The 23,790-nt window shown below is 57.3% G+C and carries 5 protein-coding genes and 1 pseudogene; 2 read left to right on the forward strand and 4 right to left on the reverse strand.

Translation table 11 applies throughout. The features are described from left to right. Positions 1-62: 62 nt before the first annotated feature. Positions 63-971, forward strand: a complete 909-nt coding sequence (locus HXW73_RS12940; RefSeq protein ID WP_186253489.1) for an ABC transporter substrate-binding protein — start codon at positions 63-65, stop codon at positions 969-971. A gap of 131 nt (positions 972-1,102) precedes the next feature. Here the strand turns inward: HXW73_RS12940 and HXW73_RS12945 are convergent. Then, positions 1,103-1,411 (reverse strand): annotated as a pseudogene (locus HXW73_RS12945) (YkvA family protein); the annotation flags it as partial. 214 nt (positions 1,412-1,625) lie between these two features. Between HXW73_RS12945 and HXW73_RS12950 the strand changes: the two are divergent. Further along, positions 1,626-2,773 (forward strand): IS3 family transposase gene (locus tag HXW73_RS12950; RefSeq protein WP_186252975.1). Its coding sequence is split into 2 segments (ribosomal slippage): positions 1,626-1,866 and positions 1,866-2,773, totalling 1,149 coding nucleotides; the frame shifts between segments, so codons are not numbered across the junction. A gap of 80 nt (positions 2,774-2,853) precedes the next feature. On the opposite strand, the gene HXW73_RS12955 is transcribed toward HXW73_RS12950, so the two are convergent. Genes HXW73_RS12955 through HXW73_RS12965 form a run of 3 tightly spaced genes read right to left on the reverse strand, consistent with a single transcriptional unit; the run spans position 2,854 to position 23,688 of the window. Further along, positions 2,854-8,172 carry a non-ribosomal peptide synthetase gene (locus HXW73_RS12955; RefSeq protein WP_186253491.1) on the reverse strand — a complete coding sequence of 1,773 codons (5,319 nt, stop codon included), beginning with the start codon at positions 8,170-8,172 and terminating at the stop codon, positions 2,854-2,856. After that, positions 8,169-11,498 carry a non-ribosomal peptide synthetase gene (locus HXW73_RS12960; protein ID WP_186253492.1) on the reverse strand — a complete coding sequence of 1,110 codons (3,330 nt, stop codon included), beginning with the start codon at positions 11,496-11,498 and terminating at the stop codon, positions 8,169-8,171. Before HXW73_RS12960 ends, HXW73_RS12955 begins: the two co-directional genes overlap by 4 nt. Before the next feature lies 1 nt (position 11,499). Continuing rightward, entirely contained in the window at positions 11,500-23,688 is a 12,189-nt protein-coding gene (locus HXW73_RS12965; RefSeq protein ID WP_186253493.1) for a non-ribosomal peptide synthetase, read from the reverse strand. Positions 23,689-23,790: the final 102 nt, after the last annotated feature.

Consider the following 23,790-nt stretch of genomic DNA (forward strand, 5'->3'; position numbering starts at 1 on the left):
TTATCTGTACCGGTTTCCTTCTCTGGGCTGCTCCCGCCCCACACCACTACACAGACTTTGACATGCTTGACGGACGATCAATAACCCCTCGGAATACCATTTCGTGGTTTGCACTGGTCATCGCCACCATTTTGACCTCCTTCCCCGTATGGAGTCAGCAGATCAGGGAAGCAGGAACCGTCGCAACCCTCGACTTCGCCATCGCCGAAACACTCTTCGCGGTCCAAGACCTGCCGGTCGCCATGGGCGGCGTCAGCAACTACCAAAGCTGGACAGAAGACAACTCGCTCCCGCCCAACCTAGTGGACATTGGCTCCAACCCGCAGCCCAATAAGGAATTACTGTCCACGCTCAACCTCGACACTATTTTAATCCCGCTACAGTATGCGTACCTGAAGGATGATCTTTCAGACATCGCCCCGGTGGCACAGCTCTCGCCCTATAACACATCCCCCTTATCAGGCTGGGAAAAAATGCTTTCCTTCACCGAAGAAATCGGCACACATACGGAAAGGAAGCGAGAGGTGAACCAGTTGATTGCTGACGCAGATGATCGCATGAACCGTCTCCGCGATACTGCCACAACTCTTCCGCAGCCACTATTGCTAGTGCAGTTCCTCGATACGAGACACGTCAGAATCTACGGACGCAACAGCCTACCTGGCATCGTTCTCGATCAACTTGGCCTGCGCAATGCATGGGAAGGCCCCTCCAGCCGCTGGGGAATCTCGACCATCGGGATCGGTGAGCTATTCAACATGGAGGCTCATTTCGTCATAGTGGATACCTCCCACCTGCCGAGCAGACGCACGACTCAGGAGAAGGTCATGACCAGCGAGCTATGGGGTCAACTACCTAGCGTTCGGGCGGGTAACATCACCCTGCTTGATGCCGATTTCTGGGTTTTTGGTGCGATTCCCTCGGCCATACGTTTCGCTGATTCCTTGGTTAAGGCCTTGGAAGATAGCTAAAACAACTGCACTGTGCTGCATTGGGCGTCCTGAATAGCTTGACGTCTCAGTACCTACCTAGCAGAGCCGCCTGCCCGCCATTATGGTGGTCAAAGGAATACTACTCCGCCCAACAGAGCGGCGAAACCCACCCAAATTGAGATGACGACGCCTGCAGCGAAGCGGCTGACAGGGCGATGGGAAGACTTGGCAACAGCCTCTCTATGTTCGTTCAACACCTTGAGTGGGATAAGCCGCACCACCATCAGAATACCAAGCGGCAAAATAATAAGATCATCAAGATAGCCCAACACCGGGATAAAGTCGGGGATCAGGTCGATAGGCGAGATCGCATACGCAGCGACGACCATCGCGAGCGCTTTAGCAAACCATGGCGTGCGTGGATCGCGGGCAGCAAGCCATACCACATGCACATCTCGCTTGATGATACGCGCCCATTTCTCGACCGACCTGATCATACAATTCCCATGAAGAGGTGCAACGAACGGGGGGTGTTAAATAGGCCCCCCAAATCACCGGCACTACCATTTTGCAGTACATCCTTCCTTTGACATCACCAACTCATAAGTCAGTAAGGAAAGAGCACTTTGATCCGCCCCACTGATTCTGGACACCGCGTTAAGCGAGTACAATCCGCTTATGAGGTGATCCACGATGAGCAAACAAAAGCGCACCCGTTATTCCGATGAGTTCAAGGCCGAAGCGCTGAAACTCGCAGAAAGAACCAGCGTTGCCAGCGCCGCCCGAGAACTAGGTATCCATGAATCGCAAATCTATGGTTGGCGCTCGACAGCGAAAAAGAAGGCCAATGTCTCCGAGCGCGAGTCTGAACTGGCTGCCGAGAACGCCCGGCTGAAGCGCCAAATAGCCGAGCGTGAAGAGGAGCTGGCCATATTAAAAAAGGCGGCGACCTACTTCGCCAAGAACCAAAAGTGAAGCGTTACAGCTTCATGCTTGAGAACAGTCACAGGTTTTCCGTGATCCGGATGGCGTCTGTGCTCGGGGTCTCGCGAAGTGGGTATTACACATGGCAGAAAACTCGGTTTCAGCCCAGTCAACTGGAACAAGCCAGGGAAAGGCTTGATCGCCGCGTGAAAGAGGCGTTCGGCCAGAGCAAGCGGCGCGATGGAGCCCGACGCATCCAGGCCACGCTGGCGGACGATGGCCACTCTTATGATGTCAAAACGATTGGCGCCAGTATGCGGCGCCAATCGTTGGTGCCGAAGGCCGCCCGCAAATTCGTCGTCACCACAGACAGCGACCACAGCTTGCCCGTGGCGCCCAACTTACTAGAGCAGGACTTTGAGACGACCGCACCGAACCAGAAGTGGGCCGGTGACATCACGTACCTGATGAGCTCTGAAGGCTGGCTGTATCTGGCCGTCATCATTGACCTCTATTCGCGCTCTGTCATCGGCTGGTCCATGAATACCAGGATGACCGCAGACCTGGTCTGCGATGCGTTGGAAATGGCGCTGTGGCGACGTAATTTCCCCACAGGGGTGATTTGCCACAGTGATCAGGGAAGCCAGTACTGTTCCCGCGCCTACCGAGACCGGCTGCGAACGCATCAGTTGCGTCAAAGTATGAGCCGTAAAGGGAACTGCTGGGACAACGCCTGCGTGGAAAGCTTCTTCCATTCAATGAAAGTGGAAGCAATCCACTGGGAACCGATAATGAACCAGGAGCTGCTTCGCCAGCATGTGTTCGAATACATTGAAGTTGATTACAACCGCCGACGACGTCACAGTGCTTTGGGTTACGTAAGTCCCATGGACTACGAGCTCAAAAACAGTGCTTAACCAAGTGTCCGTTTTTAGCGGGGCAGATCACTTCAACAATCACAGCATATGCTATTAAAAGGCCAGCAAAAGGCCTTCTTTCAACCTGTACGGGCCACTTTTCCTTCTCTAAGGAGTTCCATTTTTATTCCATCGATCACTTTATCGTTAGTAATTATTCCTAAATGATCAGAATCGATCCATATAGACCTATCCATGGAACTCTCTAGCTTTTCCCTAAGGATTCTTTCACCTCCAGCGTTGGCTTCAGGAGAGTGTTTTGCCCACCATGCTACTATGCGAGAAGTAACGTAACTCACATCCTTATGCTCTCTGGCTAGTTGGTGCAACTTCTTTTCGACAGCCACCATTTGTTGCCAATCAGAACCCTCATCATCAATGTTTACATCCAACTCCACATTGTAGTGCTCTTTTCCAGCACCTGGTACATAACTGTCCACAAGACCAATGAATTCTACTGTTTCGCCCTTACTCTCTAAGACCTTACTGACCTCAAGCGCCAACGTTCCACCTAATGACCAACCAAGAAAATGATACGGACCACTGGGCTGAAGCTTAATTATTTCATCAGCATAGTCATGAGCCATTTGACGGAGTGATATATCCTGCCATCGAGGCTCCAACAGTTGTCTACTCTGCACCCCATACACAGCCCACCGAGACGCCAGCCTCTCCGCGATGGGATAGTAGCCAACCACGCTGCCACTTACCGGATGGAAGCAGAACAGTTTCGGGAGATCCTCGGACCTTTCATTGAGGCTCAACAGAGGATTAACATCTTTCGAGGGTCGATCGTTCGGTGTTTCGGTGGCAACGTCGGCGCACTCGACCAGCTCCACCGCGGCCTTTTCAAACGCTGCCAGAAATCGCTCTATGCTTGAGGGCCTATACTGTTTGCCGCTATATCCACAAGCCACGATCAACTGCCCACCGGCAACCTGACCATTCACGCTCAGCTTGTAACTCCTGGGAGCAACTGGATCCACTAATGTCCCGATCGAATCATCCACCTTAGTGACCCAGTCATCATTGACGATTCCATCCAGCTTACCCAGATAGTTAAATACCAGTTCAGCGGGACAGCCATCATCCAGCCGCTCCCTTGCATCGTGTCGAGACATATACTTGAGAATGCCGAAGCCTACGCCGTTGTTCGGTATCCTGCGCATCATGTCACGGGCCCTCTTCAACTTCTCGATCACTCCCGAGCCGCCGGGCAGGATGACGGGGTAGATGCTAGTGAACCATCCGACGGTCTGACTGACGTCAACGTCATCGGTCAGCGATTCTCGCCCATGGCCTTCGAGATCGATGCGCAGCCGATGACTCCCTTGCCATTTCTCTATCGCCTCCGACAACGCCGCCAACAGGAACTCATTGATATACACGCCATGCCTTGAGAGCGATTCTCCGAACAGGCGTCGGGTTATGTCTGATGAAATACGGATCCTACAGACCCTTTCGTCCACGCAAGTGGAAACAGCATCATCGAAATCCACGGAGAGCGGCAGAACCTCTTGGTGAATGACGTCCTTCCAGTAGTCTTCCTCCCTCTTCAAGCTACCGTGGTCCGCCAACTTCTCAAGCATGCAAGCCCAGCGCTTGTAGCTATCGCTCACAGGCACGAGACTTGGCTCTCGCCCTTTCTCTAGGCTCCTGTATGCCCTCACGATATCGTTGACGAGAACCCGCCATGACACCCCATCGACAATCAGGTGATGTGCCGTGATAAGGAAACGCTGCATCCCGTCCGGCAAGCTCACCACCAGGAACCGGATGACAGGTCCTTTCTCGATGTCCAGGCTGGAATGCGCCTCTTCGTACAGAGCTGTTAGGTCACTTTCTTTGCATGCTTTCCTCTCCCACAGGAGATCACGCACACTATCTCTTTGCCGATAGAACTGACGCCAGGCTCCACTTTCGTCCTTGCAAAATCCCAGCCTGATGGCGTCATGACGCTCGAGAAGCAGTTCAACGACCTGCTCCAGAGTAGGTATGTCAATCTCATTCCTGAGGCCGAAAAGGAGTGCCTGATTCCATAGAGAGTAGTCATGTATTGGTTGTTCGAAAAAATGGGACTGTATCGGCGTCAGCGGCACTACCCCGTCTACTTCCTCACTTTCCAATTCCACCGGCTGGCAAGGCGACAGGGACTCAGCCATCTCGACCAGACGAGGGTATCGAAAAACATCTTTGGTATTGATCAACCAGCCTGCCTGGCGAAGCCGCGTTACGAGGGTGAGCGACTGTATCGAGTCGCCCCCCACCCCGAAGAAGTTGTCATGACGCCCGATCTGCTCGATACCCAACACCTCGGACCAGATCATCGCCAGAACGGCTTCCGCCTCGCCCTCAGGGGCCTCATGGCGATCGTCGCGGCTGATCGTCGGCTGCGGTAGCGATCCGCGATCCACCTTGCCGTTCGGCAAGCGAGGCAATCGTTCCAGCACCATCACCTGCGACGGGATCATATAGTCCGGAAGGGATCGACTGAGGTGGGCTTTCACGCCCGATTCGCTGGCTCGTGCCCCCGTGACATACCCCACCAGTTGCTGGCCCGACACCATGTCGCAGACACCAGCCACTGCTTCCTCCACTTCTTCACTGTTCTGCAGGGCCGCTTCCACTTCGCCAAGCTCGATACGGAAACCACGCAGTTTGATCTGCTGGTCCAGGCGCCCAAGATATTCCAGGTGTCCATCCCCGTTCAGGCGCACCCTGTCACCCGTTCGATACAGCCGTTCACCGTCCGCGAACGGATGCGGCACGAAGCGTTCGGCCGTGGTGCCGGGGCGATCCAGATAACCACGTGCCAAGCAGCCGCCCAGGTAAAGTTCCCCGGTCATGCCAGGTGGCACCCGGTTGAGATTGCCATCCAACACGTATCCCTGGCGGTCTCCCACTAAGTCACCGATCGGCGCATAGGCACTGGTGAAGTCAGCTTCCTCCGCTGCGGCTCGCCATAGCGTCGGCGTCACGACCGTCTCGGTAGGCCCGTAGCCGTTGATCACCCAGTCCGGCTGCAAGGCATCGATGGCATGCCGCAACATGCCCCGATCGAAGGCTTCGCCGGCAAAGCAGTAGGTCTTCACCCCTGGCGGGCGCCCCTGGTGTTCGGCCCACTCGGCCAGTTGCCGCAGATAACTCGGCGGGAACGCCGCCACCGTGATGCCTTCATCGAGCAGGCAGTCATAGGTCTGCTGGACACTCCAGAGCGATTGATCACGCAGCACCACGCGGGCCCCTCGGCTAAGTGGTGACAACCACCGCTCGTGGGCCCCATCGAAGCTGATCGACAGGAAGTGCAGTTCCCGATCGGCCACGGTCAGTTCATAGCGGTCGGCGATGCTCTGGCAATGCATGGCCAGGGCACCATGGGCAACGGCCACCCCTTTGGGAGTGCCCGTGGAGCCCGAGGTGTAGATCAGGTAGGCCAGCTGCTGGGAGTGAATCGTCAGAGGAGGCGGCGTTGCCGACTCCGCCGTGAGATCCTGCCGGTCCAGGTCGATCGCTTCGACACCCTCGACAAGCGGCAGGTGATCCAGCACCTCGCCGTGACTGAGCAACAGTCGGATACCGGCATCTGCCTGCATATAGCGCAGCCGCTCGGCCGGGTAATCGGGATCCAGAGGCACATAGGCCCCCCCCGCCTTGAGTACCCCGTAAAGGGCCACCAGCAGATCGACGCCTCGCGCCAAGCCCACACCCACCCGCACATCGGGGCCGACGCCGCGACGTCGCAGCCAGTGAGCCAGGCGGTTGGCGCGGGCTTCGAACTCGGCAAAGCTGAGGCGCTCAGCCCCACAAACGACCGCCGTGGCCTCGGGCGTCGTCGTTGCCCAGCGCTCGATTTGGCGAGGGAGAGGCTCGACATCGGAATAGCGACGGGGCGTCGTCTCCCAGTTCTTGAGCTGACGCCGTTCGTCATCGGCCAACAATACGACATCGTCTAATGCCTTCTCCGGTGACTCAACCAAGGCTTCCAGCAATTTCACGTAGCGACTCGCCAGCCGTTCGATGGTGGCCGCTTCGAAGAGCTCCGCCGCATAGGTGAAGCTCAACCGGGTACCGCCCGTCGACCGCTCCGTGGCACTCAGCACCAACTCGAACTGCGCCTTACGCTCGCCGAAAGGGTACTCCTCCAGCGTCAAGCCCGGCAGCCGCTGCGAGATATCGGCGCCCTGGTGCTGATGATTGAACATTACCTGGAATAGCGGGTTGTGACTCAGGCTTCGTTCAGGCTGTAAAGCATCGACCAACTGTTCGAAGGGAAGATCTTGATATTCCTGAGCCTCCGACACATTGCTTGTGGTCTGCCCTAACAGGTTCACCAATGGCAATCGACCGTGTACCAGACCACGAATCACCTGGGTATTGACGAAGAAACCGACAACCTCCTCGGTTTCGGTACGATTGCGGTTGGCGACTGGTATGCCGACGCGGATGTCTTGCTGACCAGTGTGGCGGTACAACAGAGCCTGGAACCCGGTCATCAGCACCATGAAAAAAGTAGCCCCCTGCTGCTGGGCACATTGACGCAGCTCCCGCTCCAGTGCAGTTGGCAACACGACTTCATGGAGCGCTGCGCGATACTTTCCTTCAACCTGACGTGGATGATCTGTGGGAAGCTGTAGAACGGGATGCTCATCACTCAGTTGGTTGCGCCAGTAGCCGAGTTGACGCTCACGCTCACCGGCTTCAAGCCAATGACGTTGCCATACGGCATAGTCGGCATACTGGATGGGCAACTCCGACAGTTTGGCCGCCCGCCCCTGGGCATGCGCTCGGTAATAAGTGACGAATTCCTCAAGTATGAGCTGTATCGACCAACCATCCGAGATGACATGGTGCATCACCACCAGCATAAGATGTTCGCTCTCGGCGAACCGCACCACTCTGACACGCAGCAAGGGACCCTTAGTGAGATCGAAGGGAGTCTCACTCGCCTCCTGCAACACGGCATGGGCATGAGACTGACGACTTTCACTCTTTACATGGCGAACGTCGTTATAGCTGAAATCGAGCTTACTGTCTTTCAGGATAACCTGGTAAGCCAGCCCCTCGTCGTTGGCCTGGAACACTGTACGCAGCGACTCATGGCGTTTCACCAGGGATTCGAAGCTACTGCGCAAGGCGTCCAGATCGAGCTCACCCGTTAGTCTCAAAGCCCCCGTGATATGGTAGGCCGTACTCTCTGGCTCCAGTTGCCACAAGAACCACTGACGGCCTTGAGCATAGGAAGCAGGATATACAGCTGTCCCCTTTTCATGACGACTTGGAATCGGAAATTGCCCCATACCCAGCCCTTGAGAGCGGACTTTCTGGTAAACAGATCTTCGTTGGTCGGCAGATAATCGTGAAAAGCGCTCTGCAATGCGATAAGCATCTAATTCCATCATGACATTTCATCCAAGCTATCCATGAAAGCATCAATATTTTCAAGGGACTGATCAATGGTGTCGTGCCTGCTCTTCGTGGACACCCGTTCTGCCATAGCCACCAGAGTCGGATACCGGAAAATATCCAGCACCGTGACATCGGCATATCTACTTTCTTGGATACGAGACACCAATTGAACGGCGAGCAGTGAATGGCCGCCCAACTCGAAGAAGTTGTCGAAGCGTCCCACTCTCTCGACACCCAACACCTCGGACCAGATCATCGCCAGAACGGCTTCCGCCTCGCCCTCAGGGGCCTCATGGCGATCGTCGCGGCTGATCGTCGGCTGCGGTAGCGATCCGCGATCCACCTTGCCGTTCGGCAAGCGAGGCAATCGTTCCAGCACCATCACCTGCGACGGGATCATATAGTCCGGAAGGGATCGACTGAGGTGGGCTTTCACGCCCGATTCGCTGGCTCGTGCCCCCGTGACATACCCCACCAGTTGCTGGCCCGACACCATGTCGCAGACACCAGCCACTGCTTCCTCCACTTCTTCACTGTTCTGCAGGGCCGCTTCCACTTCGCCAAGCTCGATACGGAAACCACGCAGTTTGATCTGCTGGTCCAGGCGCCCAAGATATTCCAGGTGTCCATCCCCGTTCAGGCGCACCCTGTCACCCGTTCGATACAGCCGTTCACCGTCCGCGAACGGATGCGGCACGAAGCGTTCGGCCGTGGTGCCGGGGCGATCCAGATAACCACGTGCCAAGCAGCCGCCCAGGTAAAGTTCCCCGGTCATGCCAGGTGGCACCCGGTTGAGATTGCCATCCAACACGTATCCCTGGCGGTCTCCCACTAAGTCACCGATCGGCGCATAGGCACTGGTGAAGTCAGCTTCCTCCGCTGCGGCTCGCCATAGCGTCGGCGTCACGACCGTCTCGGTAGGCCCGTAGCCGTTGATCACCCAGTCCGGCTGCAAGGCATCGATGGCATGCCGCAACATGCCCCGATCGAAGGCTTCGCCGGCAAAGCAGTAGGTCTTCACCCCTGGCGGGCGCCCCTGGTGTTCGGCCCACTCGGCCAGTTGCCGCAGATAACTCGGCGGGAACGCCGCCACCGTGATGCCTTCATCGAGCAGGCAGTCATAGGTCTGCTGGACACTCCAGAGCGATTGATCACGCAGCACCACGCGGGCCCCTCGGCTAAGTGGTGACAACCACCGCTCGTGGGCCCCATCGAAGCTGATCGACAGGAAGTGCAGTTCCCGATCGGCCACGGTCAGTTCATAGCGGTCGGCGATGCTCTGGCAATGCATGGCCAGGGCACCATGGGCAACGGCCACCCCTTTGGGAGTGCCCGTGGAGCCCGAGGTGTAGATCAGGTAGGCCAGCTGCTGGGAGTGAATCGTCAGAGGAGGCGGCGTTGCCGACTCCGCCGTGAGATCCTGCCGGTCCAGGTCGATCGCTTCGACACCCTCGACAAGCGGCAGGTGATCCAGCACCTCGCCGTGACTGAGCAACAGTCGGATACCGGCATCTGCCTGCATATAGCGCAGCCGCTCGGCCGGGTAATCGGGATCCAGAGGCACATAGGCCCCCCCCGCCTTGAGTACCCCGTAAAGGGCCACCAGCAGATCGACGCCTCGCGCCAAGCCCACACCCACCCGCACATCGGGGCCGACGCCGCGACGTCGCAGCCAGTGAGCCAGGCGGTTGGCGCGGGCTTCGAACTCGGCAAAGCTGAGGCGCTCAGCCCCACAAACGACCGCCGTGGCCTCGGGCGTCGTCGTTGCCCAGCGCTCGATTTGGCGAGGGAGAGGCTCGACATCGGAATAGCGACGGGGCGTCGTCTCCCAGTTCTTGAGCTGACGCCGTTCGTCATCGGCCAACAATACGACATCGTCTAATGCCTTCTCCGGTGACTCAACCAAGGCTTCCAGCAATTTCACGTAGCGACTCGCCAGCCGTTCGATGGTGGCCGCTTCGAAGAGCTCCGCCGCATAGGTGAAGGTAGCCTCCACACCGCCGTCTTCACTTTCCATGGTGTCCAGCGTCAATTCGAAGAGCGTTACCCGGGCACCCAGCGAATATTCTTCCACCTCCAGTGCCGGGAGCTGTCGCAGGCCATCGGTGTCATGGCGCTGATGGTTGAACATCACCTGAAACAGGGGATGGTGATCGAGGTGACGCTCGGGCTGCAGACGCTCCACTAGTTGCTCGAACGGCAGATCCTGATAGTCCTGGGCCTCGACCGCAGCATGCCTGGCCCGCTCCAACACCTCGCTCAGGGTGGCGCGTCCCTCCACCCGGTTGCGGAGCACTTGGGTATTGACGAACAACCCCACGACCCCGGCTGTCTCTGCCCGATGACGATTGGCGATGGGTACCCCGACACGGATATCCTCCTGGCCGGTGTAGCGGTACAGCAGAGCATGGAAGCCAGCCAGCAGGATCATGAACAGTGTCGCCCCCTGTTCTTGTGCTCTGTGTCGCAGCCCCTGTACCAGTGACTCAGGCAACAACGACATGTGGCGCGCTGCCCGGTTGCCTCCCTGGCGACGCCTTCCATAATCCGTCGGGAGTTGCAGCACCGGATGCTCGTTGCCCAGTACTGCCTGCCAGTAGGCCAGTTGACGCTCTTTCTCTCCCGCCTCCATCCAGTAACGTTGCCACAGCGCATAGTCGGCATACTTGATAGGCAGGGCCGCAGCGTTTCGAGGCCCTCCCATGACCCGGGCACGGTATTCTGCGGTGAACTCATCGACAATCAACCGGACCGACCAGCCATCGGATACGATATGGTGCATCACTACCACCAGAAGATGCTCATCCTTGGTCAGGTACAACAGCCCCACGCGCAGCAGTGGGCCACACCGCAGGTCGAACGGCATGTCACACAGCCGGGACGCTGCCTCTTCCGCGGCGGCTTCTCTCTCGCCTTCTGCCACCCCACTCAGGTCCAGTTCCTGGAAAGTGAAGTCACTCTCTGCCCGCACGACCTGCACCACCCCGCCGGGCCCATCGTCACGAAAGATCGTGCGCAATGCCTCGTGGCGTGACACCAGGGCCTTGAAGCTGTCATGCAGTGCTGTCCGGTCTAGGGCCCCCTTCAGGCGCATCGCGCCAGTGATGTGATACCCACCACTTTCGTGGTTCAGGTGCCAGAGGAACCACTGTCGCCATTGAGCATAGGAAAGAGCAAAGTGTTCTCGTTCCGAACGTGGAACAATCGGCAATTGGGCAAAGTCAATATCTTCCCGCCTAAGGGTCTCAAGGAAGGCGCTTTGCTTGTCCCGTGTCAACTGCGAGAAACGCTCGGCAATCGCTCTTTTATTTAATTCCATATCAGCTCTCCAGACCGTCCAATAGCGCCGCCATCTTCTCAAGCTGCGTACCTTGGTCCTCTCTTGTGTCATCTAGCCGCGCCCGGATGGCCTCGCTCATCAAGACCAGATTGGTATGGTCAAAATGGGTTCGCAACGGGAGCCTCACGTCGAAGCGCTCCTCAATACCGGCCTGCACCTGCAATACAGCCAAAGAATGACCACCCAGCTCGAAGAAATTGTCGTGACGGCCCACCCATTCGACGCCCAGCACTTGCGACCAGATCGATGCTAGCCCTGCCTCCACTTCACCCTGCGGCGGCTCGTGGGCGTCGCCACTAGTGAGTTCCGGTTCGGGCAGTGCCTTGCGGTCCACCTTGCCGTTGGGGCTCAACGGCAACGCCTCCAGCAGCACCACTACCCCTGGCACCATGTATTCTGGCAGCCGTTTGCCAAGCGCTTCGCGCAGGGCCGCCGTGTCGAGCTCGGTGTTGGCGTTGGGAACGACATACGCAACCAGCCTAGAGCCGCTAGGGCCTTCTTGGGCGACCACCACCGCTTCGCGTACCTCTGGCTGAGAGAGCAGTTCAGCTTCGATCTCACCCAGCTCGATACGCAGGCCGCGGATCTTCACCTGGTGATCAAGACGGCCCAGATACTCAAGCTGACCGTCGTTACGCCAGCGCACCATGTCACCGGTGCGGTAGAGGCGTTCGCCCTGCGCAAATGGATCAGCGATAAAACGTTCTGCGGTAAGATCTGGGCGGTGCAGATAGCCCCGCGCCAACCCAATCCCTCCAAGATAAAGTTCACCCGCGACCCCGGGAGGTGCCATGTTGAGATCGCTGTCTAGTACGTAGGTGCGGATACCGGCGATCGGTTGACCGATCGCTACCTGGTTGCGCCCATCGTCTTGGCACGTCCAGTGGGTAACATCGATTGCTGCTTCGGTGGGGCCGTAGAGGTTGTAGAGCGCCGTGTGAGGCAACCGTACCAATACTTGGTTCTGCAGTTCAGCCGGAAGCGCCTCGCCGCTACACACCAGACGCGTCAGACTAGTACAGGCTTCTACCTCACCATGCGCCAGGAAGGCCTGAAGCATTGAAGGTACGAAATGTAGCGTGGTGATATTGTGGGTACGGATTAGCTCGACCAGTTGTTCCGGGTCACGGTGAGTGCCTGGTGGCGCCATCACCAGCCGGGCGCCCTGCATCAGCGGCCAGAAAAACTCCCACACCGAGACGTCGAAGCTGAACGGCGTCTTCTGCAGCACCGCATCGTCGGCCGTTAGATCATAGGCCTCCTGCATCCACTGTAGGCGATTAGTCAGCGCATGGTGACGGTTGGCTGCGCCCTTGGGCCGACCGGTGGAGCCCGAGGTGTAGATCACATAGGCAAGGTGCTCGCCGTGCAGCGCCACCGCTGGATTGGTAGAAACGTGATGTGCAATGTCCAGCTGATCCAACTCAACAATGCCCAGGCCATCGGTTACCGGCAATGACTCGTGCAAATGTTGCTGGATAAGCAGTAGCTCAATACCGCTGTCCTCGACCATATAGGCCAACCGATCACTCGGATAATCTGGGTCTAGCGGTACATAAGCACCCCCCGCTTTGAGGATACCCAGTAGCACCACCACCATCTCGATGGAACGCTCCATGGCGATACCCACTCGGGTTTCGGGTTTTACGCCTAGTCCAATCAGATAGTGGGCCAAGCGGTTGGCGCGAGCATTGAGTTCGGCGTAGCTGAGTGACTGATCTTCGAAGACTACGGCCGTGGCCTCAGGTGTTATCTCGACCCGGTTTTCGATCAGACGGTGGATCGGGTCGGTCTTGGTATAGCGCTCACCATTGACGCTCCAAGCCTCGATTTGCTGCCGCTCTTTATCACTTAACCACTCGATTTCACCAACGCGTTGAGTTGCCGACTCGCTCAACTGCTCAAGCGCTCTACCCAGATGTTGAACCAACATCGCGGCAGCAGAATCGTCTAGCTTTGATCGTGAATAGCTGCAGCAAAGTTCCAACGTTTCCTTCTGGAAGACGACCAGGGTTACGGGGTAATTGGTTTGCTCACGGTTGGCCACCTCGCCAAACGCCATCCCTCCCGGCAGGTTCTGATGCAATGCTGCATCAACGGGATAGTTCTCGAATACCAACAAGCTATCGAACAGTGACTGACCACCCTGCCCCGCCCAGCGTTGGATATCATAGAGCGGTGTATGCTCATGTTCGCGACTCGCCAAGTTTTGTTCCTGCAACTGGCGCAACCACTCATCGACGCGCAGCGAGGGATCCAGTGAGACAATCACTGGCAAGGTATTGATGAAGGGGCCAATCAATTGCTCTGCCGCCGGTAGCTCAGCAGGTCGCCCGGCTACGGTCGCGCCAAAGCAGAGGCTATCTTGCCCCGTGTAACGTGCCACCAGCAGCGACCAGGCACCTTGCATTAATGTATTAAGCGTTACGTGAGCAGCCTTGGCGAAATTCTCCAGTCGCTGAGTGGTTGTGCTATTCAGTGACAGGGTTATCTCTTGATACCCAGCTTGCCTTTCATGGGGTCTAGGCATGGCACTGACGAGATGCGTGGACGCATCAAGACGCTGCAACTGCTCACGCCAGTAGGCTTCACTGGCATCAGCGTCACGGTGCTGTAGCCAAGCGATGTAATCGCGATAGCGCCCCTCTGTAGATGGCAGAACTTCCCCGGCGTAACAGCGCAACACCTCGCCCATCAGTTGCGAGGTACTCCAGCCATCCAGCAGCAGATGGTGGCGCGTCCAGATAAGGCAGTGCCGGGAATCTGCGATTTTTACCAGCGCCAGGCGCATCAGCGGCGGCGCCGTCAGATCGAATGGCGCCCGTTGCTCATCGGCCAGTTTCTCAAGCGCGGTTGATAGATCCGCTCGTTCACGCCAATCCACTTCGAACCACGGCAGCTCGACAGCGCGTGCTATCCACTGAAGCGGCATTCCAGCGGACTCCAGAAAACCGCTGCACAGTATCTCATGGCGTACGAGTACGTTTTGCCAGGCGCGCCGGAAGCGTTCGACATCTAGATTGCTAATCTCCACCTGCAACTGGTTGAGATAGGCCACATCTTGGTCATCGTAGAGGCTGTGGAATAGTATGCCCTGCTGGAGTGGCGACAGCGGATAGAGATCTGCCAGTTGATCGGCGGCAACAGGTAAAACGTCCAACTGCGCTTGACTCAGCCCCGCCAGCGGGAAGTCCGATGGCGTGGCGCCACGAACGCCGCTATCACAGTGCTCAATCAATGCCTCTAGTTGCGCTTGGAAGCTTGCTTGCAAGGCATGCATCGCTGCCTCGCTGTGAATCTCGCGACTGTAATGCAAGTCAAAGCGCAGTTGGCCCTCCTGAACCCAGGCCACTACCTCAAGCCAGGTACGGCGCTCGCTTTGCGGTGCGCGGGGCTGCCCTGCGTTCTCTTTGGCGAGCCACCAGGCCGAATCGCCCTGCAGGAAGCGGTCAAACTGACCTAGATAATTGAAAGTGACCTGGGGGTAGGCACCACCCACCAGCGCGGGCTCCTCTTTCAAATAACGCAGCACGCCGTAGCCGAGCCCCTTGTCAGGCACTTGGCGAAGTTGCTCTTTAACTGTTTTTAGGCTCGAGCTAGGCTCTGCATTACCCGGCGTCAGGCGAACCGGATAGAGCGAGGTGAACCAACCCACGCTGCGACTGAGGTCAACACCGTCGAACAGGTCTTCGCGACCATGGCCTTCCAGTTCGATCAGTACACTGTCTCGTTCCGCCCATTGGCACAGGGCGCTCGATAGTGCAGTGAGGAGCAGGTCATCCACCTGGGTGCGGTAGGCTTTATGCACCGGCCCCAGCAGTTGCGAGGTCGCCTCGGTAGACAAGCTGCCAACGAGCGAGGCGGTATCGGCTACGGTGTTGCTGCCCTGGGGATTCTGTGCCGGCAGGCTGGGCTCTGGCTCTTTGACGAGACTTTCCCAATAGGGGCGTTGCTCAGCCAACGCCTCCGATGTGGCATAGTCGGCCAGGGTACGCGCCCACTCATCTAGCGAGGTGGTTGCCGGTGGTAGGTCGATTGCCTTGCCTGCACTTAACTGCGTGTAGGCCGCTTGCAGGTCGTCGAGAATCACGCGCCACGACACGCCGTCTACCACCAGGTGGTGAGCCACTAGCAGCAGTCGCCCACCGCGCTCGCCTCCCAGTTCCATCCAGATGGCACGGAACGGCCGCACCAGGCTTAGGCTGCGCTGTGCAGCATCGGCGGCCTGAGTGATGGCCTGCGCCGGATCCGCATGATCGCTTAAATCCACGTGCTCGAAGAGATCGTCGGCTAGCTTGCCATAGGCTTGTTGCCAGCTGTCGCCAACGCGCTCAAAGCGCAGCCGCAAAGCGCCATGGTGATCGACCACTGCCTCAATGGCACGCCGTAACGGCGCAGCATCTACACCATTAGCCGCTTCCAGCATCAATGACTGATTCCAATGGTGTGACTCGACGAAGTTCTGCTCGAAGAACCAGCGCTGCACCGGCAACAGTGCAAAGGGAGCCACTTTATCGGGTGCAGCCGCTTGTTTAGGTGCGGCCGCCGCCAGGGGCGTGGCCATCGCCGCCACGGCGGCCACGGTCTGCCCTTCCATCAACTGCTTGGGTGTTACCTTGTAGCCCCGCTTGCGCGAGCGCGCGACGATCTGCAAGCTAAGGATAGAGTCGCCCCCCAGCTCGAAAAAGTTGTCGTTACGCCCCACCTGCTCACAGCCGATAACGTCGGCCCAAACCGCTGCCAACGTCTCTTCTGCTTCTCCTTGGGGAGCTTCAAAGGCTTTACCACCACTGGCTTGCACTGGCTCCGGCAGCGCCTTGCGATCCAACTTACCATTGGCGGTTAGCGGCAGAGCCTCCAGCCGTACTATGGCGCTGGGCATCATATAGTCCGGCACGCGTTCGCCAAGCTGCGCGAGTAACGCGGCGTCATAAACATCACTCCCGGCTGCCATCACCACGTAGGCGAACAGTTGCGCGCGGCCTTCCTCGTTTTCCCGTGCTATCACCTCAGCCTCCGCGATGCACGATTGATCGCGCAACAGGGCAGCGATTTCGCTCGGCTCCACCCGATAGCCGCGAATCTTAACCTGATCATCCACACGGCCAAGGAACTCCAGGCTATCGTCGGCCAGTTGGCGCACACGGTCACCGCTGCGATAGAGTCGCTCCCCCGCATGGAAGGGGCTGGCGACGAAACGTTCCGCCGTTTGCCCCAGCCGCTGTAGATAACCTTGAGCCAACCCAGGGCCACCCAAGTAGAGCTCGCCGGCAACGCCCTTCGGCACCGGATTAAGCCAGGGGTCGAGCACATAGGCCTGAGCATTGGCCAGCGGTGTGCCGATCGGCAGTGTGCTGGCAGCTCGATCGGCTATGTCGGCTTGCTGGGTGAGAATACCGACCGTGGTTTCCGTAGGGCCGTAGTGATTAAGCACCTGGCAGTTTGGCTTGAGTTCGGCGATGCGCGCCAGTAGCGCCCAGTCGGTCGCTTCGCCGCCCAGGATCAGGCGCTCGTGCGGAAGCACGTCAGCCGGAGTTGCCGCACTCAGCAGTGCCCGCAGGTGGCTAGGCACTATCTTCAGCACATCCACCTGCTGTTCCCGCATATAAGCCGCAAAGGTATCCGGGTCGAAGGCGCACTCGGGGGAAATAAGATGCAAGGTACGCCCGGTGCACAAGGCACCAAACAGCACCGTATGCCCCAGATCCGCCGCCACCGTCGACACCATCGCCATGTTGCGGGCACCCTCTGGTAGCGCCAGCGCCTCCAGAACGCCCTGCACGTAATTGGCCAGCGCACCGTGACTTACCGCTACCCCCTTGGGCTTGCCCGTGGAGCCAGAGGTATAGATCACATAGGCAGTCTGATGGGGATGGATGACGGGCAGTTCGTGCTCTACTGCAGCCGGAATATCATCGGCAAACGCCAACTCCAATACCGGAACGTCACCGCTCCAGTCGCAAGCTGTGCAGCTCAGCAGCAAGCGAGCGCCACTGTCAGCCAGTTGATAGGCCAAACGCTCCGTTGGCAGTTGCGGATCCAGTGGCACGAAGGCCCCGCCCGCTTTAAGTACGGCGAGAATGCCGAGCACGTATTCACACGAACGCTCAGCGTGAATGGCAACACGCACCTCGGGGCCAACGCCCTTTGCGATTAGTGCCTGTGCCATACGCCGGGCTTGAGAGTCTAGTTCGGCATGGGTCAATCGGTTCGCATCATCCCTCACCGCCAAATTGTTCGACGATTCACGACCCATCCGCTCCAAAAGAGACAGCACGGTCGTTTCCTGCCACGACCTGATCACTCCCGGCACCCCGTCTTCCATTTCTTTCGAGCAGAAGTCACACAAGCGAATTTCTTGAGCGCTATCCTCCTGCTGTATAGCACTCAATATAGATTCGAATTGATGCGCCAACATCCGAACCGTGGCTTCATTCAAGAGCTCCGCGTCATACAAATAATCCAGGCTAATTCCACCTTCAACCTTGACGCGAAGCGTCAGGGGGTAGTGATTTCCGCTATCGCTTTGAATGGATGAAAATGCCAACTGTCGCTTGTTCGACTCGAGTAGGATCTCATCTACCGGGAAGTTCTCGAACACCACAATATTGTCAAACAATCCTTGACTTCCACTTCCTGCCCAGCGCTGAATTTCATAAAGCGGTGTATGTTCGTGTTCCCTTGATGCCAGATTCCCTGCCTGCAATTCACGCAACCATTCACCTAAGCACATTTCCGGCTTCAGCGATGTAATAACGGGCAAGGTGTTGATGAACAATCCTAATATCTCATCGGCGCCATTCAGATCTGAGGGTCGGCCCGCGACTGTGGCGCCAAACGTGACCGTCTGCTGACCAGTGAAACGGCTAATGAGTAGAGCCCAAGCAGCTTGCAATACTGTATTCAGTGTCACTCGCTCGTGACGCGCCACTTCTTGCAGGCGGTCGACATGAAGCTTTTCGAGTTCGCTGCGATATACTCCATGCTCGGCTGCCGAACCGGAGGAAGCAGGCAAGGTACCGGCTAAACGAGTCGGCTCCTCTACCTGTTCTAGACGTTCACGCCAGAATGCTTCACTGGCCGTACTATCACGCTCTTTCAACCACTCGATGTAATCGCGATAGCGGCCGGCCCGCGCAGGGAAGGGGGAACCTTCATAGTGACGGATCACTTCTCCCAGTAATTGAGCACCACTCCAGCCATCCAGCAGTAGATGATGACTGGTCCAGATCAAGTGGTGGCGTGTCTCCCCAACTTTCACCAAGGCCACACGCATCAAAGGTGGCTTGGTCAAATCCATGGCGTGATGTTGCTCCTTGGCTAGGTCGTCAAGTGCTGCCCTCTGGTTCTCTCGGTCTTGCCAATTTTTCTCGAACCAAGGTAACTCGGCCTGCCTGGCGACCCATTGCAGCGGCGTTTCATCGATACTCAGAAAACCGCTACGCAAGATATCGTGACGAGCCACCACCGACTTCCAAGCCTCCTTGAAGCGAGCGGGATCCAGGAAATCGATATCCACCCGCAACTGGTTGAGGTAGGCGCTGCCATGCACGTCGTACAAGCTATGGAACAGCATGCCCTGTTGCATCGGCGACAGCGGGTAGAGATCGGCCAGGTTGTCGAACTCGAGTGGCAGACGGTCCAGGTGTTGTTGTCTGATAGACGCCAGCGGGAAATCCGAAGGCGTTGCCCCATGCACGCCACCGCTACAGTGATCGACCAGCGCCTCCAGCTCCCGTTGGAAGCAATTAGCCAGGGCCTTCACGGTGGCATGACGATAGCGTGACTTGCTGAAGCGTATGCTGAGCGTCAATTGCCCTGCATAGACTTGGCCGTTGATCGCTAATTCGTGCTCCAGCGGCGCGTCTCCGTCGAAGCAGGTACCAGAACTTTCCTGGGCTGGTACCCACAGTGCCGAGTCGTTGAAGCTACCATCGAATTGCCCGAGGTAGTTGAAAACCACCCTAGCCTTGGGCAAGGCACGCAGTGCTTGCTGCTGGCCGTTACTGCCCAGGCACTTGAAGACTCCGTAACCAAGTCCATTGTTCGGAATCTTGCGCAAGCCTTCCTTGACGCGCTTCAACGCCTCTCCCAACTCACCATGCGGTGCCAGCGCCACAGGAAACAGGCTGGTGAACCAGCCTACGCTGCGTGACAGGTCGACTCCCTCGAACAGATCCTCGCGGCCATGGCCTTCCAGATCGATCAGTATCCGTTCGTAACCGCTCCAATCGCACAGCGCCCTACCCAGAGCCGTCAGCAGGATATCGTTGACCTGGGTACGGTAGGCCGCCGGTGCCGCCTTGAGAAGCGCCTCGGTCTGCTCTTTATCCAACTGCAGTTGAATACTGGTTTGCCAGGCACTGACATTCTCCCCATTCGGCTCGTCGCAGGGTAGCTCGACGGGCACGTCAGCTAGGCCCTGCCAATGATCTAGCTCATCGCCATGAGTCTCGGCATAGACTTGCAAGACCCTAGCCCAATCCAGCAGGCTGCTACTCTTTTCTGCCAGCTCAACGGCTTGTCCAGTCCGTGCCTGAGCATAGGCCGTCTGCAGATCGTCGAGCAGGATGCGCCACGAGACCCCATCCACCACCAGATGATGAATGGCCAGCAACAGTCGCCAGCCCCCGTCGGCCATCTCGATGACCAGCGCTCTCAGTAGCGGCCCCTCGGCCAGATCCAGGCTGCGTTGGGCGTTTTCGCATAGGGCCTCGATCTCTTCGGCATCGCTTGCCTGACGCACCCACAGTAGTTCCTGTTCCTGGATATCAACCACTGCCGCATAACGCTGCCGCCAGGCACCGTCGACATCCTGCCAATACCGCAGTCGTAGGCTGTCATGATGCCGGACGAGCGCATCCAGCGCCTGCGACAGTGCCGTCGTGTCGATAGCCTCTCGGCTGTGCAGCATTACCGCCTGGTTCCAGTGGTGACGATTTGGCATCTGCTGGGCAAAGAAATCGGCCTGCATCGGCAGCAACGGCACTTCGCCTTCGGCACTGCCGAAGCTCGAGTCCAGCCTATCGTGCGTTGCCTCAGCTACCGCCGCCAATTCGGCCACGCTATGACGTTCGAACAGTTGGCGGGGCGTAATCCGCCAGCCAACTTGGAGAAAACGCGAGACAATCTGCAGGCTGAGAATCGAATCCCCTCCCAACTCAAAGAAGTTGTCATAGCGGCCTACTCTTTCGACGCCAAGCACTTCAGACCAAATGTCCGCAAGCGCTTCTTCCACCTCGCCTTGAGGCAGCTCGTACTGCGAGCCACTGGCTAAGTCCGGATCAGGCAGCGCCTTGCGGTCCACCTTGCCGTTGGGGCTCAACGGCAACGCCTCCAGCAGCACCACTACCCCTGGCACCATGTATTCTGGCAGCCGTTTGCCAAGCGCTTCGCGCAGGGCCGCCGTGTCGAGCTCGGTGTTGGCGTTGGGAACGACATACGCAACCAGCCTAGAGCCGCTAGGGCCTTCTTGGGCGACCACCACCGCTTCGCGTACCTCTGGCTGAGAGAGCAGTTCAGCTTCGATCTCACCCAGCTCGATACGCAGGCCGCGGATCTTCACCTGGTGATCAAGACGGCCCAGATACTCAAGCTGACCGTCGTTACGCCAGCGCACCATGTCACCGGTGCGGTAGAGGCGTTCGCCCTGCGCAAATGGATCAGCGATAAAACGTTCTGCGGTAAGATCTGGGCGGTGCAGATAGCCCCGCGCCAACCCAATCCCTCCAAGATAAAGTTCACCCGCGACCCCGGGAGGTGCCATGTTGAGATCGCTGTCTAGTACGTAGGTGCGGATACCGGCGATCGGTTGACCGATCGCTACCTGGTTGCGCCCATCGTCTTGGCACGTCCAGTGGGTAACATCGATTGCTGCTTCGGTGGGGCCGTAGAGGTTGTAGAGCGCCGTGTGAGGCAACCGTACCAATACTTGGTTCTGCAGTTCAGCCGGAAGCGCCTCGCCGCTACACACCAGACGCGTCAGACTAGTACAGGCTTCTACCTCACCATGCGCCAGGAAGGCCTGAAGCATTGAAGGTACGAAATGTAGCGTGGTGATATTGTGGGTACGGATTAGCTCGACCAGTTGTTCCGGGTCACGGTGAGTGCCTGGTGGCGCCATCACCAGCCGGGCGCCCTGCATCAGCGGCCAGAAAAACTCCCACACCGAGACGTCGAAGCTGAACGGCGTCTTCTGCAGCACCGCATCGTCGGCCGTTAGATCATAGGCCTCCTGCATCCACTGTAGGCGATTAGTCAGCGCATGGTGACGGTTGGCTGCGCCCTTGGGCCGACCGGTGGAGCCCGAGGTGTAGATCACATAGGCAAGGTGCTCGCCGTGCAGCGCCACCGCTGGATTGGTAGAAACGTGATGTGCAATGTCCAGCTGATCCAACTCAACAATGCCCAGGCCATCGGTTACCGGCAATGACTCGTGCAAATGTTGCTGGATAAGCAGTAGCTCAATACCGCTGTCCTCGACCATATAGGCCAACCGATCACTCGGATAATCTGGGTCTAGCGGTACATAAGCACCCCCCGCTTTGAGGATACCCAGTAGCACCACCACCATCTCGATGGAACGCTCCATGGCGATACCCACTCGGGTTTCGGGTTTTACGCCCAGACCGGTCAGATAGTGGGCCAGACGATTGGCACGAATGTTAAGTTCGGCGTAGCTGAGCGACTGATCTTCGAATACCAGTGCCGTGGCTTCTGGGGTTGCCGAAGCTTGGCGCTCTATCACGTGATGAATGGGTTCGACCGGATTATCGATTGCTGCGCGGCTTCCCCAGTCGAGCAGCAATGCTTTTTCCGCATTGTCAGGTAGTTCGATAGAGGAGAGCTGTGTTTCGGGCTTTTCTAATAAAGTTTTCAGTACTTTCTGGTAGTAACCGATTAAACGATGAATTGTCTGATCATCGAACAGATCGGAATTGAACTCTAGAACACCAGCCACTTGTTCCTGTTCGATGAAAATATCCAGAGACAGCTCAAACTTTGCACTCGTCTGAGGAAGATCGATCAATTCGACAGACGCATCATCTAACTGAAGCTGTTCCTCATCAGATCTGAACTGGAGACCAAACATAACCTGAAACAGCGGCTGTCGAACGGGATCCCGCTTTACTTTCCGTTGTTCGAGCAAGACGTCCAATGGCATATCAGCATAGTTGAGCGAACCCACTGCATCCTTTTTAACCTGCTGACATACGTCACGCAGCGTCATGGCTGGATTCACTCGTACTCGAAAAGGCAATGTCGTGATGAAAAAGCCAACGACCTCCTGAAACTCCTCTTGCTGTCGACCTGACGACGGTACGCCAATAGCGAAGTCTTGCTGTCCACAGTAGCGGGCCAAGACTACTTGCCAGGCCGCGAAGAGTGGCACGAAAGGAGTAAAGCGCTCTTGGTGGCAAAAGGCTTTTAGAGTACTGGCGAGGTTGCTATCCAACACGAAACGCTTTGCGGCGCCCCGAAATTCTTGCTGTTTGGGATAGATATGGTCAGTAGTGATTTCCAGCGGCGGGACATCGTCACCAAGATGGTCATTCCAATATTTAAGTTCCTTGTCAATCTCGCCCGACGCCACTCTCTTGTGTTGCTGTAGAACATAGTCACCATACTGCACGGGCAAGCTTGGAAGCAGCGCATTTCTGTCTTGGCTCAACGCCTGACGATAGGCTTCACTCAGGTCGGATTCGATGATGCGGTTAGACCAGGCATCCGAAACAATGTGATGAAGACAAACAACTAATACGTAACTCTTTTCCGTAAGCTTGATCAAACGAGCTACCAGCAACGGCGGTGCGCCTAAATCGAAGACATTCTGCGCGACTTCCTCGATCGAACGCGCCCGCCTTTCGTCCTGCTCTGGTGCAGCCAGCTCAGAGATATCTTCTTTACGCAGAGAAAAAGGGACGCTGGAGAGTACCGCCTGTTGCGGCACACCGCTGCGCTCAAAGAACCGTGTCCTTAATACGCTATGGCGTTGAATCAGTGTTTGAAAAGCGCGCTCTAGGGCCCCTGCATCCACATTTCCGTTAATCTGATAGGCACGCGGCTGGTTATAGGCGGTAAAATCCGGCGAATAACGGTGCAGGAACCAAAGCTGCTGCTGGGAGTATGACAATGGCAATACATCATCTTCACGTATTGCTTCAGACACTCCATCTTGCCTTTCCCTGTCATTACCTTGTGCTGCTACGTCTTGTGAATGAGACACTTCCGTCATCACTACATCCTCTTCCTGTCCGCGTTACAAATGATG

The sequence above is a fragment of the Halomonas sp. SH5A2 genome (assembly GCF_014263395.1).
In the GTDB taxonomy this organism is placed as follows: domain Bacteria; phylum Pseudomonadota; class Gammaproteobacteria; order Pseudomonadales; family Halomonadaceae; genus Vreelandella.